13 protein-coding genes and 1 pseudogene are annotated in these 15,862 nt (G+C 65.7%); 4 read left to right on the forward strand and 10 right to left on the reverse strand.

The window, feature by feature from the left end; translation table 11 throughout:
• Positions 1 to 155: 155 nt before the first annotated feature.
• The gene (locus tag ACODS5_RS23845) at positions 156 to 869 is read right to left on the reverse strand and encodes a methyl-accepting chemotaxis protein (RefSeq protein ID WP_489109818.1); all 714 of its coding nucleotides are present in this window, start codon (positions 867 to 869) and stop codon (positions 156 to 158) included.
• A 144-nt stretch (positions 870 to 1,013) separates the two neighbouring features.
• Positions 1,014 to 1,658 (reverse strand): annotated as a pseudogene (locus ACODS5_RS23850) (methyl-accepting chemotaxis protein); the annotation flags it as partial.
• A gap of 275 nt (positions 1,659 to 1,933) precedes the next feature.
• Here ACODS5_RS23850 and ACODS5_RS23855 point away from each other — a divergent pair.
• Positions 1,934 to 2,701 (forward strand): DUF2242 domain-containing protein, encoded by a 768-nt coding sequence (locus tag ACODS5_RS23855; protein WP_489109811.1) that lies wholly within the window; start codon positions 1,934 to 1,936, stop codon positions 2,699 to 2,701.
• 127 nt (positions 2,702 to 2,828) lie between these two features.
• Here the strand turns inward: ACODS5_RS23855 and ACODS5_RS23860 are convergent, their stop codons facing one another.
• The 8 genes from ACODS5_RS23860 to ACODS5_RS23895 form a co-directional block, all read right to left on the reverse strand.
• Positions 2,829 to 3,863, reverse strand: a complete 1,035-nt coding sequence (locus ACODS5_RS23860) for an AraC family transcriptional regulator (RefSeq protein WP_489109812.1) — start codon at positions 3,861 to 3,863, stop codon at positions 2,829 to 2,831.
• A gap of 4 nt (positions 3,864 to 3,867) precedes the next feature.
• Positions 3,868 to 4,986, reverse strand: a complete 1,119-nt coding sequence (locus ACODS5_RS23865) for a nitrilase-related carbon-nitrogen hydrolase (protein ID WP_489109813.1) — start codon at positions 4,984 to 4,986, stop codon at positions 3,868 to 3,870.
• 188 nt (positions 4,987 to 5,174) lie between these two features.
• Entirely contained in the window at positions 5,175 to 6,716 is a 1,542-nt protein-coding gene (locus ACODS5_RS23870; protein ID WP_134693276.1) for an ABC transporter substrate-binding protein, read from the reverse strand.
• A gap of 33 nt (positions 6,717 to 6,749) precedes the next feature.
• A complete protein-coding gene (locus tag ACODS5_RS23875; protein WP_134693275.1) occupies positions 6,750 to 7,724 on the reverse strand; it encodes an ABC transporter ATP-binding protein in 975 nt (324 codons plus the stop codon).
• On the reverse strand, positions 7,721 to 8,707 hold the full coding sequence (locus ACODS5_RS23880) for an ABC transporter ATP-binding protein (RefSeq protein ID WP_489109814.1): 987 nt from the start codon (positions 8,705 to 8,707) through the stop codon (positions 7,721 to 7,723). Before ACODS5_RS23880 ends, ACODS5_RS23875 begins: the two co-directional genes overlap by 4 nt.
• Positions 8,704 to 9,564: an ABC transporter permease gene (locus ACODS5_RS23885; RefSeq protein ID WP_134693273.1), complete on the reverse strand. Its 861-nt coding sequence runs from the start codon at positions 9,562 to 9,564 to the stop codon at positions 8,704 to 8,706. Before ACODS5_RS23885 ends, ACODS5_RS23880 begins: the two co-directional genes overlap by 4 nt.
• Positions 9,561 to 10,508, reverse strand: coding sequence for an ABC transporter permease (locus ACODS5_RS23890; RefSeq protein ID WP_134693272.1), 948 nt, complete (start codon positions 10,506 to 10,508; stop codon positions 9,561 to 9,563). Before ACODS5_RS23890 ends, ACODS5_RS23885 begins: the two co-directional genes overlap by 4 nt.
• A gap of 3 nt (positions 10,509 to 10,511) precedes the next feature.
• A complete protein-coding gene (locus ACODS5_RS23895) occupies positions 10,512 to 11,402 on the reverse strand; it encodes a proline iminopeptidase-family hydrolase (protein ID WP_489109815.1) in 891 nt (296 codons plus the stop codon).
• 174 nt (positions 11,403 to 11,576) lie between these two features.
• Between ACODS5_RS23895 and ACODS5_RS23900 the strand changes: the two genes are divergently transcribed.
• From ACODS5_RS23900 to ACODS5_RS23910, 3 genes are all read left to right on the forward strand, one after another.
• Entirely contained in the window at positions 11,577 to 12,338 is a 762-nt protein-coding gene (locus ACODS5_RS23900) for a LuxR family transcriptional regulator (protein ID WP_134693270.1), read from the forward strand.
• Between the two features lie 93 nt (positions 12,339 to 12,431).
• Positions 12,432 to 13,331, forward strand: coding sequence for a proline iminopeptidase-family hydrolase (locus ACODS5_RS23905; RefSeq protein WP_489109816.1), 900 nt, complete (start codon positions 12,432 to 12,434; stop codon positions 13,329 to 13,331).
• Positions 13,332 to 13,606: 275 nt separating this feature from the next.
• On the forward strand, positions 13,607 to 15,643 hold the full coding sequence (locus ACODS5_RS23910; RefSeq protein WP_489109817.1) for an oxidoreductase: 2,037 nt from the start codon (positions 13,607 to 13,609) through the stop codon (positions 15,641 to 15,643).
• Positions 15,644 to 15,862 lie beyond the last annotated feature (219 nt).

Below are 15,862 nucleotides of genomic sequence, written 5' to 3' on the forward strand. Positions count from 1 at the left end.
TCGGTTAGAATACCGGCCTGTCACGCCGGGGGTCGCGGGTTCGAGTCCCGTCCGCTGCGCCATCTTCGCCTCGAGGCCCTTGAACACCTCGAAGCTACAAAAAAAGCGACCTCAGGGTCGCTTTTTTTGTGCCTGGCATTTGCCACGCCGACTGTTCACAGGCGGAAGTTACCGACCAAACCTTGCAGTTCATCACCCAGGCGCTTGAGCCCGGTCGACGCCGTTTCTATTTCCCGGCTGGCATCGAGCGAGTGCTCGGCCACATCCCGCACATTGTCTACATTGCCGCGAATGGTCTCGACCACGGCGTTCTGCTGCTCGGTGCTGGCGGCAATCTGCTGGTTCATGCCCTGGATATCATCGACGCTACGGGTGATGACCTGTAGCGCCGCGCCGGCCTGGTTGGCCAGTTGCACGGTGTCGCCGGCCACGTGGCGGCTGCCATGCATCCGTTCGACGGCGCGACGGGCGCCAGCCTGCAAGGTGGCGACCAGGGTCTCGATCTCGGCGGTGGAGCGCTGGGTGCGCTGGGCCAGGCCACGTACCTCGTCGGCGACCACCGCGAAGCCGCGCCCGGCCTCACCGGCGCGCGCGGCTTCGATGGCGGCATTGAGCGCCAGCAGGTTGGTCTGCTCGGCCACCGAATGGATCACGGTCATGATGCTGCCGATCTGTTCGGTGGCGGCCGACAGTTGCTGCACGGCCTCGGTGCTGTCGTCGATGTCCTCGGCCAATTGGATGACCTGGCGTTGGGTGTCGATCACCACCTGCTGGCTCAACGCGGCCTGGTCGCTGGCCTCGCGAGTGGCCGCGCTGGCCAGTGAGCTGTTCTGGGCGACTTCCTGCACCGCGCAGGCCATCTGGCTCATGGCGGTCGCCACCTGATGGGTTTCGCCACGCTGGCTGATGGCGCCATGGCTGGTGCGCTCGATCACGCTGGCCAGTGCCGTGGAAGCCCCGACCAGCCGTGCGCTGACCTGGCCGATGCCTTGCAGGATGCCACGCAGGTTGGCGCTGCTGCGCTCCAGTGCGCGCAGCAGCAGGCCGAACTCGTCCTGGCGAGCGGGCAGGCTGGTGGCGCGCAAGTCGCCCTCGCCGATGCGACGCGCCATGTCGAGGGCTTGCAGCAAGGGGGTGCAGATCTGCCGGATGAGCAACCAGGCCACCAAACATGCCAGCAGCAGCGTCAGGCAGAACAGGCTGAGCATCAGGGCGCGGCGCTGGCTGAACTCATGGGCGCTGACCGCGTTCTGCTCGGTGATCAGGGTGTTGATCTGCCCTATCGCCAGCAGCACCTGCTCCAGTTGCTGCCTGCCGGCCGCCCCGGCCAGTCGTTCGGTGCCCCCCTGCAGGCGTCGGTCAAGGTTTTGCAGGTATTCGCGCATCAGGATACGGGTAGCGCCCAGGGCGGCCTGGGCCTGCGGGTAAGGCATTTTCGCCAGGTTTTCATCGATCAGCGTGTCCATCTGCCGGTAGGCCTGGCGCAAGGTGGCGAGGTCGGCAGGGGCGTGGTCAAGGGCGTAGGCCAGCTGGGCGGCGCGGATATCGTTGAGGTTATCGAGGATGTAGTTCACCGATACCAGGCGTTCGGCGCGGTGGGTCAGGCTGCCCAGGCTGAGGGTGGCAGTGAGGGCGAGCAAGGCGACCAGGACCACCATCGGGGTGAGGCTCAGGAGTAGTTTCAGGCGTACCGAGAGATTTTTCACCGCGAGTTCCTTGAACGTTCATACGTGGGGGCGCACGAGTCTAACGGTGGAATATCAGTTGTCAGTTAGGCTGTTTTTGGTAGGTCAGTAGGAAGGATCTCCCGTGGATGTAGTCCCATTCTTGAGCTAAACAGCGAGTGCTTTACATGAACCTTTCGCCGTCGAGGTTTCGGTGGCTCATGGATGTGTTGCACAATAGGCACCCTTCGATTTACCCGGAATCCACGATGTCCAGATCTACCGTCTACGGTGCGCTCGGGCTGGCCCTAGTGCTGGCGGGCGTGGCCGGTTGCTCGTCGAAAAAGACCGCCGTGTACGAACACGAGAACTTTGACGACTCAGGGACCTTTTCGCGCACCTTCGCGGCCAGCGAGGCCGGCAGTTGCGAGGCGGCGCGTCGTGCCTTGCTCAGCCAGGGCTATATCATTACCAGTAGCGATGCCAATCAGGTCGCCGGCAACAAGAGCTTTCAGCAGAACGCGGAAAACCACCTGCAGATCAGTTTCAACATCACCTGTGTGCCGGACATGGGCGACAAGCAACGCTCGACGATGTTCGCCAATGCCCTGCAGGACCGTTACGCGCTGAAGAAGTCCAACACCTCCGCCAGCCTGGGGGTGGGCGTGCTGGGTTCGGTGTCGATGCCGATCGGCTCCACCGACGACTCGATGGTCAAGGTCGCCAGCGAGACGGTCACCGCCACGCAGTTCTATGACCGTTATTTTGCCTTGGTGGAAAGCTACCTGCCCAAGCCCAGGCAGCCGGAGAAAACCGAGGCTGTCGCACCGAAGGTGGACAAGCCGGCAGCCGACCTGGGCCTGCCGGAGCCTGCCCCCAGTGCCCTGGCGCCCGAGCAGCCGGCCGCGGTGCCGGCCAGCGAGCCGCCTGCCGCTGCGCTGGTGGATGACAGCAAGGGTTCGCAACCCATCGCCCCGCCCATCGAGGCGGCCCCGATTCAGGTGCAGCAGGAAGCGCCCGAGCCCGCCGCGCAGTAGCGCCTGTGCCCGGTTCGCCAGGCCGAAACCGTTGTAGGAGCCGGCTTGCCGGCGAACACCGGCGCAGCCGGTGCCATCCTCCGCGTCGCTTGGTTCGCCAGCAAGCTGGCTTCTACGGGCCGGGCAACTAGGGTAGCCGCTGGCGGCGGAACGCCCCCGGAGTCAGCCCGGTCCAGCGCTTGAACGCGCGCTGGAAGGCCTCGGCCGAAGCAAACCCCAACAGATAGGCAATTTCGCCAAAGGCCAGCGCCGTGTCGCGAATGTAGGTCTCGGCCAGATCGCGGCGCGTGTCGTTGAGCAGGTCGCGAAACCCGGTGCCTTCCTCGGCCAGCTTGCGGCGCAGGGTCCAGGGCGGCATTTGCAGGTGCCGCGCCACTTCCTTCAGGTCCGGCTCACGCCCGCCGTTGAGCAAAGGCCCCAGCAGGTGGGTGATACGCTCGCCCAGGCTGCGGATACGGGTGCGTTGGGTCAGTTCCGTCTCGCACAGTTGCAGCAGGTGCTGCCAGGTACTCGGGCAATGCTGCGGGTTGGCCAGGGCCAGGGTGGCCCTGCCCAGGCGCAACTGGTTGGCGGTGGCGCCGAACTGCACCGGGCCGGCGCACAGGCCCTGGTACTGCGCGGCATAGGGGGGAGGCTCGAATTCGATCTCCAGGCGCTCGGCCTGCACGGCCTGGCCCGCCAGGCTGGAGAGCTGTGTCAGCCAGCCGCTGAGCAAGGAGTCGACCACGAAGCGGTTGTAGTGGTTGTAGGGGCTGATGGAATAGAACCGCAGCCAGGCGCCCTGGTGGTCTTCGATGAACTGCGATTGCCCGCGGTAATTGCCGGCGTACAGGGGCTCGAAGCGCAGCAAGGTGCGGGCGGCATCGCCCAGGGTTGGCGCCTGGGCCGCGGTCACCCCGGCCAACCCAGCCTGGGCCAGGTGGCTCAGGCGGCCGATATGCAGGCCCAGTGCCGGCTCGCCGCACAGGGCGATGGCCGCATGGCCCAGGTGCATGTAGCGCGGGATCGACAAGCGCGCGCCGGCCTCGGCCAGGCGTGGCGCATCCAGGCCGTAGCGCAGCAGCAGGGGGTGTGGATCATGGCCCAGCGCCTGCAAGGCGTCGGCCAGCGGCTGGATAAAGCCTACCGACAGGTCACCCAGGCGTACGCGGGGGCGGGGCATGGCCCTACAACCACAGGTTGAGCAGGCGGGCGCCCTGGCTGGCGTTGCCAACCCACAGCGTGCCGGCCTGGCTGGCGAAGCCCTGGCCATCGCTGCCCAGCTCCCAGAACTGGCCGCGCATGAACACGCTCATACTGGTGATGCCGGCGGCACCGGACTGGGTCAACTGCTGCCAGGCGATCTGTTCGCTGACCTGGCCACGTTGTAGCGCCAGGCCGTTGCTTTGCGCCTGATGGCGATTGCCGCGCCAGGGGGTTTGCCAACTGTGCTTGCCGCTGAGGAACGCCGGGTTGGCGATCAGCTCCACCGATTGCCTGGCCAACTGTTGGTAATTGTCCGGATACCAGCTATCGCTGCCAACCAGCACGCCCAGGCGCCCGGCCGGGGTCTGCAGCACCTGCAAGGGGTGCGCGCGCCCGTCGTGGATGTAGCGGCGGTTCTCGCTGTCGGGGTATTGCTGGTGCTGCGGCTGGCCCAGCAGCGAGCCGTCGCCAGCGAACACCAGGCTGCTGTTGAACAGCGGACCATTGCCGGCGCGCAACACACCGTCCTGCACATAGGGGGCCGGCAGGACGATCGAGCCGGCGACCAGGGTGACGCCGAATTCACGGGCCAGGTTGCCGAACAGTTGCTGGTAGTCGGCGGCCATCTGCGCGGCCTTCATGCGCAAGTGCGCGTCCGAGCGCCGATCGTCGCCGCTGGCGCTGAGCATTGCCAGGCCATAGCGCAACGGGTTGCTCAGCTCCAGCCATTGCCAGGCCTCGCGGCGCTGGGTCACCTGATACAACTCGCGTTTTTCGCCGCGGGCCCACAGCCAGGTGCCGATATGCTCCGGTAGCACCACCACGGTGCGTGGGTTGATCAGCCCCTGGTCGCGGGCCTGTTGCAGGTAGGCCGAGAGCTTGCGGTGCAGGCGGGTGAGGTTCTGGTAGTCGACCGGGTAGAGCAGCGGCTCGACGCCCAGCAGGTTGCCGTGCTCGCCCGGCACGCCCTGGTTGAGCGCCAGTTCGATGCGCAGGTCGGACAGGTAATGGCCTTCTGGTCGTTGCAGGGTCCAGAAGCCGTAGCCGCACAGGGCGGTGATGAGGACCAGCGCGAAGGCACCGGTTAGCAGTTTTCGCATGGCGTGGATTTTCGCAGGCATGAAATGGCCATGGGCAGCATCAAGGGGGCGCGCAATTCGATTCAGTGGTAACAAGCGGCTGCCCGGATCATATCAAAGCTGCCGCTTGCAGAGGCGGCGGATTTCACCTCCCACTTCAGCGCCTGCGGGCAAGGCCGCCACGCTGGGCGGCCTCGGTCTTGGTGGTGTCAGTTCTGCGCGGTTTTCTGCGCCGCGTCGAGCTTCACCGTTTCCTCGAGGGTGAAACGTCCCAGGGGGTTCTGCAGGAAGTGCTGGATGTTGCTGCGCGAAATATTGATGTACGGGCTGTAGTAGAGATCGATCCAGTGCACGTCCTGCTTGGCCAGTTGCTGCAGGTCCTGGTACATCTGCTTGCGCTTGCCAGCGTCGGTTTCCACCCGGGCTGCGGCCACCAGGTCCTTGACCTTGTCGTTGTGATAGCGGGTCATGTAGTTCATGTTGGTGTCGTGGCCGAGCACGAAGGTGGTCTTCTGGTCCGGGTCGAGCACGTCATTGGTCCAGTACATCACCGACAGGTCGTAGTCGCCGTCGACCAGCATCTGCCAGCTTTGGGTCGGGTCGACCTTCTGCAGGTTGGCGGTGATGCCGACATCGGCCAGCTGCTTTTGCACCAGCACGGCGATCTGCTCGTCGGCCTCGTTGCCGGCGTTGACCACATAGTTGATCTTCAGCCCCTCGGCGCCGGCTTTTTTCAGCAGCGCGCGGGCCTTGGCCGGATCGAACGCGCGCTGTGGGTTGTCGGCGTTGTGGTAGAGCGCGCCCTTGGGAATGTACGAGTAGGCGACTTCGCCATGGCCGAAGGTGACGGTGTCGACCAGCGCTTTCTTGTCGATCGCCAGGTCGATGGCCTCGCGTACCTCGGCCTTGCCCAGCAAGCCTTTCTCATGGTTGATGAGCAGGTGGTCCTCACGGGTCGACGGGTCGATGTGGATGGTCAGGTTCGGGTCTTTCTGCAAGGCGTCGACTCGGGAGAAAGGCACGAAGATCGCCGAGTCCAGCTCGCCGGCCTGGACCTTGAGCATGCGTGTGTTGTCGTCGGGGATCGAGATCCATTCCACACCATCCAGGCTGACCTTGTCGGCCTGCCAGAAATAGGGGTTCTTCTCCAGGATCACCCGGTCGCCGCGCAACCACTCCTTGACCTTGAAGGCGCCGGACGTTACTGGCTCCTGGGCGTAGGCGTCCTCGCCGATGGCGTCCATGGCTTTTTTCGACAGGATCGAGACGTTGGCGGTGGCCAGTTGCGCGAGGAACGGCACCGACTTGTTCTTCAGGGTCACCACCAGGGTGCGCTCGTCCGGCGCCTCGGCCTTGTCGATGATCTTGTAGGAGTCGGCCCACAGCGAGCCCGGGTTGTCGCGAATGCGCAGCAAGGAGAAGGCCGCATCGCCGGCGGTCAGCGGCGAGCCGTCGGAGAACTTGGCTTCGCGCACCTTGAAGGTGTAGGTCAGGCCGTCGTCGGAGATCTTCCAGCTTTCGGCCAGGCCCGGCAGCAGTTGGGTGCCGCTGTTGTCCACGCGGATCAGCACGTCGTAGACATTGGCGAAGACCCAGCTGTCGCGGTTCTGCGCGCTCTTGATCGGGTCGAAGGTGGTGCTCTCCTCGCGACAGCCGATGGTCAGCACGCCGGCTGCCTGGGTCATGCCACTGGCCAGGGTGCTGGCGGCCAGCACGGCGGCGGTGAGTAATTTCAATGCTGCGGGCTTCATGCTCAATCTCCGTTTGATGGTCATGATTGGGTGTCAGTACGGCAATTGCGGGTGGATGCAGGCATGGCGCCGGGCACCCTGCGTGTGGCTGGGGGGCGCGCTGTCGCGACACTGTGGCAGCGCATGCGGGCAGCGAGGGTGGAACGCGCAGCCCGCGGGCACCTGCAACGGGCTCGGTGGCTCGCCGGCCAACGGCTGCGCGGGCAGGCCGCGGGCCGGGTCGATGTCGGCAATGGCCTGGACCAGCGCGGCGGTGTAAGGGTGGCGCGGGTTGTCGAATACCTCGCGCACCGGGCCTTCCTCGACGATCTGGCCCAGGTACATCACCGCCACCCTATCGCACAGCTGGCGCACCACGCCCAGGTCGTGGGTGATGAACAGCAGCGCCAGGCCCATGCGCTCGCGCAGTTCCAGCAACAGGTTGATGATCTGTCCCTGGATCGACACGTCCAGGGCGGCGACGCATTCGTCGGCGACGATCAGCCTGGGTTCGATGGCCAGGGCCCGGGCGATGCCGACCCGCTGGCATTGGCCGCCGCTCAGCGCGCCGGGCTTGCGCTCGGCCAGTTCGGCGCGCAGGCCGACCAGCTCGAGCAGTTCGACAACCCGTGTGGGGATCTGTGCGGCTGGCACCTTGCGCTGCACCTGCAGCACCTCGGCGAGGATCTGGCCAACGCGCTGACGCGGATTGAGCGCGGTGTAGGGGTCCTGGAAGATCATCGCGGCTTCGCGGCGCAGACGCGCGACCGCCTGTTTGTCACCCTGGCCGATATCGAGGCCGTCGAACAGCACCTGCCCGCCAGTGGCGGGCGTCAGTTGCAGGACGGCCCTGGCCAGGGTGCTCTTGCCGCAGCCCGATTCGCCCACCAGGCCGAGCGTCTGGCCGGCTGCCAGGGTCAGAGAGGCGCCGTTGACCGCGTTCAGTTGGCGCGGGCGCAGGTTGAACAGGCCGCTGCCGGCGACGGAAAACTGCACCTGCAGGTGCTTGACCTGCAACAGCGGGGTCATGCCGAACCTCCGCCGAGCAATGGCAGATGACAGGCCAGGCGCTGGCCTGCGCCGATGTCGCGCAGGGCCGGTGGTTGTTCGCGACAGACCGGCCCGGCCTGGTTGCAGCGCGGTTCGAAGCGACAACCAGGGGGCGGGGCGTCGAGCAGGGGCGGTTGCCCGGCAATGCTGTTCATTCGTCGTGCCTGCCCCTGGGCGGCTGGGTGACAGGCCAGCAGCCCGGCACTGTAGGGATGGCGCGGCTGCGCCAGCAGCGCATGCTTGCTGGCGTGTTCGCAGAGGCGCCCGGCATACATCACGGCGACGCTGTCGCAGGTTTGCGCGACCACGCCCAGGTCATGGCTGATGAGGATCATCGACAGCCCCCGGCGGTCGCGCAGATCTAGCAGCAGGCGCAGTATCTGCGCCTGCACGGTGACGTCCAGGGCCGTGGTCGGCTCGTCGGCGATCAGCACCTGCGGGTTGCAGCCCAGTGCCACCGCGATCATCGCCCGCTGGCGCATGCCGCCGGAGAACTCGTGGGGGTAGTTGTCGACCCGGGTTTGCGGATCGGGGATGCCTACCTGGCGCAGGATTTCGATGGCCTCTGCCCGGGCCTCGCGGCGCGAGGCGCACTGGTGCAGGCGCACGCCCTCGGCGATCTGCGCGCCGATGCGCATCAGCGGGTCCAGGTGGCTGCTGGGGTTCTGGAAGATCATCCCCAGGCCGTGTCCGCGCAGACGGCGCATGCCGGCTTCGTCCAGGCGCAGCAGGTCCTGCCCCGCCAGGCGCACAGCCTCGCCTTCGGCGCGCAGGTTGGCAGACGGCAGCAGGCGCATCAGCGCCCGGCAGGCCAGGGTCTTGCCCGAGCCGCTTTCGCCGACCAGGCCGAGGATTTCGCCTGGGCCCAGGTCGAACGACAGCCGATCGACCAGGGTGATATCGCCATGGGCGGCCCGGGCTATCACGCTCAACCCGCGCACCTGCAGCAGTGCGGTGCTCATGAGCGGTCTCCCAGGCGGTCGGCGACGCCATCGGCGAGCAGGCTAAAGCCCATGGCCAGGGTCACCACGGCCAGGCCTGGGAAGGTGCAGATCCACCAGGCGCTGGTGATGAAGCTCTGCCCCTCGGCGACCATGGTGCCCCATTCCGGGGTCGGCGGTTGCACGCCCAGGCCCAGGTAGCTGACGGCGGCGCCGTTGAGCAGGACCAGCACGGCGTCCGACATGCAGAACACCACCGAGCCGAACAGGGCATTGGGCAGCAGGTGGCCGAACAGGATGCGCCGGTGGCCAAACCCCAGGCTGCGGGCCGCCAGGGCGAAGTCGCTGTGTTTGAGCACCAGGATCTGCGAGCGGATCAAGCGCGCGTAGGACACCCAGCCGACCAGGGCCATGGCGATATAGAAACTACCCAGGCCGGGGCCGAGGATGGCCATGATCGCCAGCATCAGCACCAGGAACGGGAACGCCAGGACGATATCCACCAGGCGCATGCAGGCGTTGTCCAGCCAGCCGCCGAGGTAGCCGGCCAGTGCGCCGAGGGTGGTGCCGAGCAGGAACGGGAAGATTACCCCGACCAGGGCCATTTGCAGGTCGATGCGTGCGCCCCAGATCACCCGCGAGAGTATGTCGCGGCCAAAATTGTCGGTGCCGAAGGGGTGCGCCAGGCTGGGGGCGGCCAGGCGCAGCTCGGCGTTCTGCAGCAGCGGGTCGAACGGCGCCACCCAGGGCGCGCACAAGGCCAGCAGGCACCAGCCGAGGACGATGATGAGGCCGCCATACAGGGTCAGGTGGCCCTGGCCCAGGGGGATGCGCAGGCGCCAGGGCCGGTCCAGCGCCAGGGGAGGGTTGAGGCTCATCGGATGTTCACTCGCGGATCGAGGGTGGCGGTCGCCACATCGGCGATGAAGTTCACCGCCACCGTGGCGCAGGCCAGCACCATGGCCACGCCCTGGACCACCATGTAGTCGCGGGTGAAGATCCCGCGGACCAGCAGCTGGCCGATGCCGGGCAGGGAAAACAGGCTTTCGATCACCACGCTGCCGCTGATCAACCAGCCGATGTTGACCGCCAGCAGGTTGATGGTCGGTACCATGGCGTTGGGCAGCACGTGGCGGCGCAGCAGCGCCCCTTCGCCGAGGCCGCGGGCGCGAGCGGCGGTGACGTGGTCGGCCTGCAGCTCGAGGAGGATGCTGGCGCGCAGGTTGCGCACCAGCACCGCCGACAGCGCCAGGGCGATGGTCAGGCACGGCAGCACCAGGTGGTGCAGCTTGTCGGGCCAGGTGCGGCCATAGCCGGACACCGGGAACAGGCCCCAGTGCACGCTGAACAGCAAGATCAGCATCAGGCCCAGCCAGAACGCCGGCAGGCCCAGGCCGGCGGTGGTGAACAGGCGGATCAGGTGGTCGGCCCAACCGCCCTTGTGGCGGGCGGCGAGCACCGCCAGCGGCACGGCGATGAGCAGCGCCAGCAGCACGCTGCCCAGCACCAGCATCAGGGTCGGTTCGATGCGGCTGGCGATCAAGGGCAGGGCGTCGATCTTGTACAGCAGCGACTTGCCGAGGTCGCCGTTGAGCAGGTTTTTCAGGAAGTACAGGTATTGCAGCCACAGCGGCTCGTCCAGGCCGAACTGGGCGCGGATCTTGAGGATCGCGTCCGGCGTGCTACGCGCGCCCAGCAGCACCCGTGCCGGATCGCCCGGGATCGAGCGGACCAGCACGAAGGTGATCAGGCTGATGCCGAACAGCACCGGCAGCAGTTGCAATGGGCGGATCAGGACGAAGCGATAGCGTGCCAGGTTCATCGCTCAACCCCGGTTGCGTTGCAGGAAATCCAGCAACACCGGGAAGTAGGCCTGGGGTTCCTCGTAGAAGGGCATGTGGCTGCTGTTGGGGAACACGTGCAGTTCGGCCCGGTCGTGCAGCGCTCGTTTCATGCGCATGGCGCAAGCCGGGGTCAGCTCATCGTGCTGGCCGGTGGTGATCAGCACTGGCATGTTGAACGCGCCCATCTGTTCGAGGCGGTTCCAGTCCTTGAGGTTGCCGATGTAGAGGAACTCGTTGGGGCCTTGCATGGCGGTGTAGGGCGCCATGTTCCAGTCGTCCAGCGAGCGCTTGACCGGCGCCGGCCATTCGTCCAGCCGGCACACGTGGCGGTAGTTGAGCAGGGTGATGGCCGCCTGGTACTGCGGGTGATCGAGGGTGCCCAGGGCCTCGTGGCGCTGCATCATCGCCACGGTTTCGCTGCCCAGCGCGCCGCGCAGGCGTTCCAGTTCGGTGATCAGGTGCGGGATGTCGCCGACGGTGTTTTCCAGGATCAGGCTTTTCAACGCCTGCGGATGATGGATGGCGTACTCGATGGCCAGCCAGCCGCCCCAGGAATGCCCCAGCATGTGCACCCGCCCCAGGTCCAGCGCCTGGCGCACCTGCTCGACTTCGGCCACGTAGCGGGTGATGTCCCACAGGCGCTCGTCGTCGGGGCGGTCGGAAGCGCCAGTGCCCAACTGGTCGAAGGCGACCACGCGGATGCCCTGGTCCTTGAGCCAGGCATGGGCGTCGCGCAGGTAATCGCAGGGTAGCCCCGGCCCGCCGTTGAGGCACAGCAGAACCTCGTCCCCCGCGCCAAAGCTGTACACCACGAGATTGTGGCCATCGACCGATACGTTGAACTGCTGGTCAGGTTGCATCTCACGCCACATCGCTACTCTCCTGTTGGCAATGGTTTACAGCTATACCTAGCGCAGGAGAATGCTCTGCCTACAAGCTAGTGGTTCCTATAGGTTTTGTCTGGCAGTCCCGCGCCGAGCCGTGGCATTCTACGTGGCGGATTTCAAGATGGAAATCCAACAGGGTATACACAGGGAGTGCAAGGAATGCAGGCCAAGTTGGCTGACCTCAATACCCGTCTGGCCTCGGACAGCAGCCTGGACGAACAGATGGACAGCGTCGCCGCCGCCGCGGCGCAACTGGGCTTCGATGCCCTGGTGTACGACTACAGCCCGGTGCCGCTGGATCACGTCGGCGAGCTGATCACCCCCAGCGTGGTGCGTTTGCGGCAGACCCCGAAGGACTGGCAGGACCTGTGGTGCACCGAGGGCTTCTACCAGATCGACCCGGTGCAGCAGTTGGCCGTTTCCTCGGTCGCGCCGTTCAGTTGGTCGTACCTGCCCAAGGGCGAGACCGTCCTGCAGCGCATGATCGACCAGCGCCATGCCCCGGTGGTCGGCTACCTGCTCGATGCGCACCTGGCCTGCGGCGTGACCGTGCCGATCCACCTGCCCCGCGGCGGCCTGGCGACCCTCACCGGGCTGCGCCCCCAGGCCAGCCCGGCGGACCTGGAGGCGGCCCGGCACAGCCTCGCCGATTTCAGCCTGATCGCCCATGCCCTGCAGGAGGCCGCCTACCCCTTGCTCGACAAGGAGGCCGCCAGCCGCGTCATCCGCCTGACCCGGCGCGAGGTCGAGTGCCTGCGCTGGGCCGCCGAGGGCCTGACTGCCGGGGAAATCGCCGAAAAGCTCTGCCGCTCGCTGGCCACGGTGTCGCTGCACCTGACCTCGGCGATGCACAAGCTGGGGGCGAAGAACCGCGTCCAGGCGGTGGCCCGAGCGGTGCACTATCGCTTGCTCGACCGTTGATCGGCGCAACCGAAAACCTAGAGAACTCTCTAGTTATGCGTCGCCGCGTCGAGCGCTAAGGTGGGCGCCATGATTCGTATGGAGCCCGATGAAATGGAACTCATCAAATCGCATGAAGGGTTCGCCCCGTTCGGCGAGTACCAGACCTGGTACCGCGTCACCGGCGACCTGGCCTGTGGTCGCACCCCTCTGGTCATCCTGCACGGCGGTCCGGGCTGCACCTACGATTATGTCGACGCCTACAAGGACGTCGCGGCGGGTGGCTATCCGGTCATCCACTACGACCAACTGGGCAATGGCCGCTCGACCCACTTGCCGCACAAGCCGGCCACGTTCTGGACCGTGAAGCTGTTCCTGGAAGAGCTCGACAACCTGCTCGAGCACCTGGGCATCGCAGAGCGCTATGCGCTGCTGGGTCAGTCCTGGGGCGGCATGCTGGCCAGCGAGCACGCGGTACGGCGGCCGCAGGGGCTGCGTTGCCTGGTGATCGCCAACTCACCGGCCGACATGCGCACCTGGGTCCAGGAGGCCAACCGCCTGCGCGAGGCGCTGCCCAAGGACGTCCAGGACACCTTGCTGCGTCATGAGGCGGTCGCGGACTACACCGCGGCGGACTACATCGCCGCGACCCGGGTGTTCTACGACCGCCATGTGTGCCGGCTGCAGCCCTGGCCCGACGAAGTGGCGCGGACCTTCGCCCAGGTGGAGGCAGACCCGACCGTGTACCACGCCATGACCGGGCCCAACGAGTTTCATATCATCGGCAGTACCAAGGACTGGACCATCGTCGATCGTCTGCCGCAGATCAACGTGCCGAGCCTACTGATCTCTGGTCGTTACGACGAAGCCACGCCGCTGGTGGTCAAGCCGTACCTGGATCTGATCCCGGGCATCCGCTGGGCACTGTTCGAGAATTCCAGCCACATGCCCCATGTGGAGGAGCGGGTGGCGTGCATGGGCACGGTGGTCAAGTTCCTCGACGAGAATCTCTGACGTTCGCGGCGTTCAATGATTTCCCTCTTGCAGGCCTGCTCGGTTCCTATCCGGCAGGCCTGAATTTTTTCTGGCACAGGTTGGGTCGCGGTTGCTGGCGAAGCAGGCCACGCGCGCCTCTGGTGAGTCTGTTCATAATGATCATCAACTTGTAACTTTTGATCATTGAGCGTGTTCAAACGCCTGTTTAATGTCAGCTTCAGACAAACGACGGGCCCCGCCGCACAGGAAGAGGCGCCCGCATTCCGTGATCACGCCACCTGTGGAGCCCCTCCATGGCAAATGCCCCATACCCGCACCTGCTGGCCCCTCTCGACCTGGGTTTCACCACCTTGCGCAACCGCACCCTGATGGGCTCGATGCACACCGGGCTGGAGGAGCGTCCCGGCGGCTTCGAACGCATGGCGGCGTACTTCGCCGAGCGCGCCCGGGGTGGTGTCGGCCTGATGGTCACCGGCGGCATTGCGCCGAACGACGAAGGCGGGGTGTATTCGGGCGCTGCGAAGTTGAGCACCGAGGAGGAAGCCGACAAGCACCGCATCGTCACCGAGGCGGTGCATGCAGCCGGCGGCAAGATCTGCCTGCAGATCCTCCATGCTGGGCGCTACGCCTACAGCCCCCGGCAGGTGGCGCCGAGTGCCATCCAGGCGCCGATCAACCCGTTCAAGCCCAAGGAACTGGACGAAGAAGGCATCGAGAAGCAGATCCGCGACTTCGTCACCTGCGCCAGCCTGGCCCAGCGTGCTGGCTACGACGGTGTCGAGATCATGGGGTCCGAAGGCTACTTCATCAACCAGTTCCTGGCCGCCCACACCAACCACCGCACCGACCGCTGGGGCGGCAGCTACGAGAACCGCATGCGCCTGGCGGTGGAGATCGTGCGCCGGGTACGCGAGGCGGTGGGCCGCGAGTTCATCATTATCTTCCGCCTGTCGATGCTTGACTTGGTCGAGGGTGGCAGCACCTGGGACGAGATCGTGCTGTTGGCCAAGGCCATCGAACAGGCTGGGGCGACGTTGATCAACACCGGTATTGGCTGGCACGAGGCGCGTATCCCGACCATCGCCACCAAGGTGCCGCGCGCGGCGTTCAGCAAGGTCACCGCCAAGCTGCGCGGCGCCGTGCAGATTCCGCTGATCACCACCAACCGCATCAACACCCCGGAGGTGGCCGAAGCGGTGCTGGCCGAGGGTGATGCCGACATGGTCTCCATGGCCCGGCCATTCCTCGCCGACCCGGACTTCGTCAACAAGGCTGCCGCGGGGCGTGGCGACGAGATCAATACCTGTATCGGCTGCAACCAGGCCTGCCTGGACCACACCTTCGGTGGCAAGCTGACCAGTTGCCTGGTCAATCCGCGCGCGTGCCATGAGACCGAGCTCAATTACCTGCCGGTGCGGAACGTCAAGCGCATTGCCGTGGTTGGCGCCGGCCCCGCGGGCCTGGCGGCGGCCACCGTGGCCGCCGAGCGTGGGCATGAGGTGACGTTGTTCGACGCCGCTGGCGAGATCGGTGGACAGTTCAATGTGGCCAAGCGCGTGCCGGGTAAGGAGGAGTTCTACGAGACCCTGCGTTACTTCCGTAACAAGGTGAAGTCCACGGGGGTCGAACTGCGCCTGAATACCCGTGTCGACGTAGCCGCACTGGTGGCCGGCAAGTTTGATGAGGTCATCCTGGCCACTGGCATCGCCCCACGCACGCCGGCGATTCCCGGTATCGACAACGCCAAGGTGCTCAGCTACTTGGACGTGTTGCTCGAGCGCAAGCCAGTAGGTGAGCGGGTGGCGGTGATCGGTGCGGGGGGCATTGGTTTCGACGTATCCGAGTACCTGGTGCACAAGGGCGTGGCCACCAGCCAGGACCGTGAGGCGTTCTGGAAGGAATGGGGGATTGATAGCCATCTTGAGGCCCGGGGCGGCGTGGCGGGCATCAAGGCTGAGCCGCATGCGCCGGCGCGCCAGGTGTACCTGCTGCAGCGCAAGAAGAGCAAGGTGGGTGATGGCCTGGGCAAGACGACTGGCTGGATCCACCGCACGGGGTTGAAGAACAAGCAAGTGCAGATGCTCAACAGCGTCGAGTACCTGGGTGTGGACGATGCTGGCCTGCATGTGCGTATCGGCGAGGGTGAGCCGCAGTTGCTGGCGGTGGACAACATCGTCGTCTGCGCGGGGCAGGAGCCGCTGCGCGAGCTGCATGAGGGCCTGGTGGCGGCCGGGCAGTCGGTGCACCTGATTGGCGGCGCGGATGTGGCCGCTGAGCTGGATGCCAAGCGGGCGATCAACCAAGGGTCGCGGTTGGCTGCTGAGCTGTAATGGTCCGACCGACTTGGTTTGACAAGCTGGTTTCTACAGTGTTTGCGTATTATTCGTTACCCCTGTAGGAGCCGGCTTGCCGGCGAGTGGTTGTTCAGATAAAACTTGCTCTAAAGCTAAACTCCCTCCGGTTTTTATTCGCTCTTCGCTCTTCGCTGTTGCTATTGCTTCTAAGCGCGCGATAGTTCAGGCGACACAAATTGCGACTTCAGGAGGCCG

The sequence above is a fragment of the Pseudomonas sp. FG47 genome, from assembly GCF_057809115.1.

What these genes read in the sequence shown, in the direction of transcription:
- ACODS5_RS23905 (WP_489109816.1), top strand. Translation starts at nt 12,432, where the DNA reads ATGGAACTCATCAAATCGCATGAAGGGTTCGCCCCGTTCGGCGAGTAC.
- ACODS5_RS23910 (WP_489109817.1), top strand. Translation starts at nt 13,607, where the DNA reads ATGGCAAATGCCCCATACCCGCACCTGCTGGCCCCTCTCGACCTGGGT.
- ACODS5_RS23855 (WP_489109811.1), top strand. Translation starts at nt 1,934, where the DNA reads ATGTCCAGATCTACCGTCTACGGTGCGCTCGGGCTGGCCCTAGTGCTG.
- ACODS5_RS23900 (WP_134693270.1), top strand. Translation starts at nt 11,577, where the DNA reads ATGCAGGCCAAGTTGGCTGACCTCAATACCCGTCTGGCCTCGGACAGC.
- ACODS5_RS23885 (WP_134693273.1), bottom strand. Translation starts at nt 9,564, where the DNA reads ATGAGCCTCAACCCTCCCCTGGCGCTGGACCGGCCCTGGCGCCTGCGC.
- ACODS5_RS23880 (WP_489109814.1), bottom strand. Translation starts at nt 8,707, where the DNA reads ATGAGCACCGCACTGCTGCAGGTGCGCGGGTTGAGCGTGATAGCCCGG.
- ACODS5_RS23870 (WP_134693276.1), bottom strand. Translation starts at nt 6,716, where the DNA reads ATGAAGCCCGCAGCATTGAAATTACTCACCGCCGCCGTGCTGGCCGCC.
- ACODS5_RS23845 (WP_489109818.1), bottom strand. Translation starts at nt 869, where the DNA reads ATGAGCCAGATGGCCTGCGCGGTGCAGGAAGTCGCCCAGAACAGCTCA.
- ACODS5_RS23875 (WP_134693275.1), bottom strand. Translation starts at nt 7,724, where the DNA reads ATGACCCCGCTGTTGCAGGTCAAGCACCTGCAGGTGCAGTTTTCCGTC.
- ACODS5_RS23865 (WP_489109813.1), bottom strand. Translation starts at nt 4,986, where the DNA reads ATGCGAAAACTGCTAACCGGTGCCTTCGCGCTGGTCCTCATCACCGCC.
- ACODS5_RS23890 (WP_134693272.1), bottom strand. Translation starts at nt 10,508, where the DNA reads ATGAACCTGGCACGCTATCGCTTCGTCCTGATCCGCCCATTGCAACTG.
- ACODS5_RS23895 (WP_489109815.1), bottom strand. Translation starts at nt 11,402, where the DNA reads ATGTGGCGTGAGATGCAACCTGACCAGCAGTTCAACGTATCGGTCGAT.
- ACODS5_RS23860 (WP_489109812.1), bottom strand. Translation starts at nt 3,863, where the DNA reads ATGCCCCGCCCCCGCGTACGCCTGGGTGACCTGTCGGTAGGCTTTATC.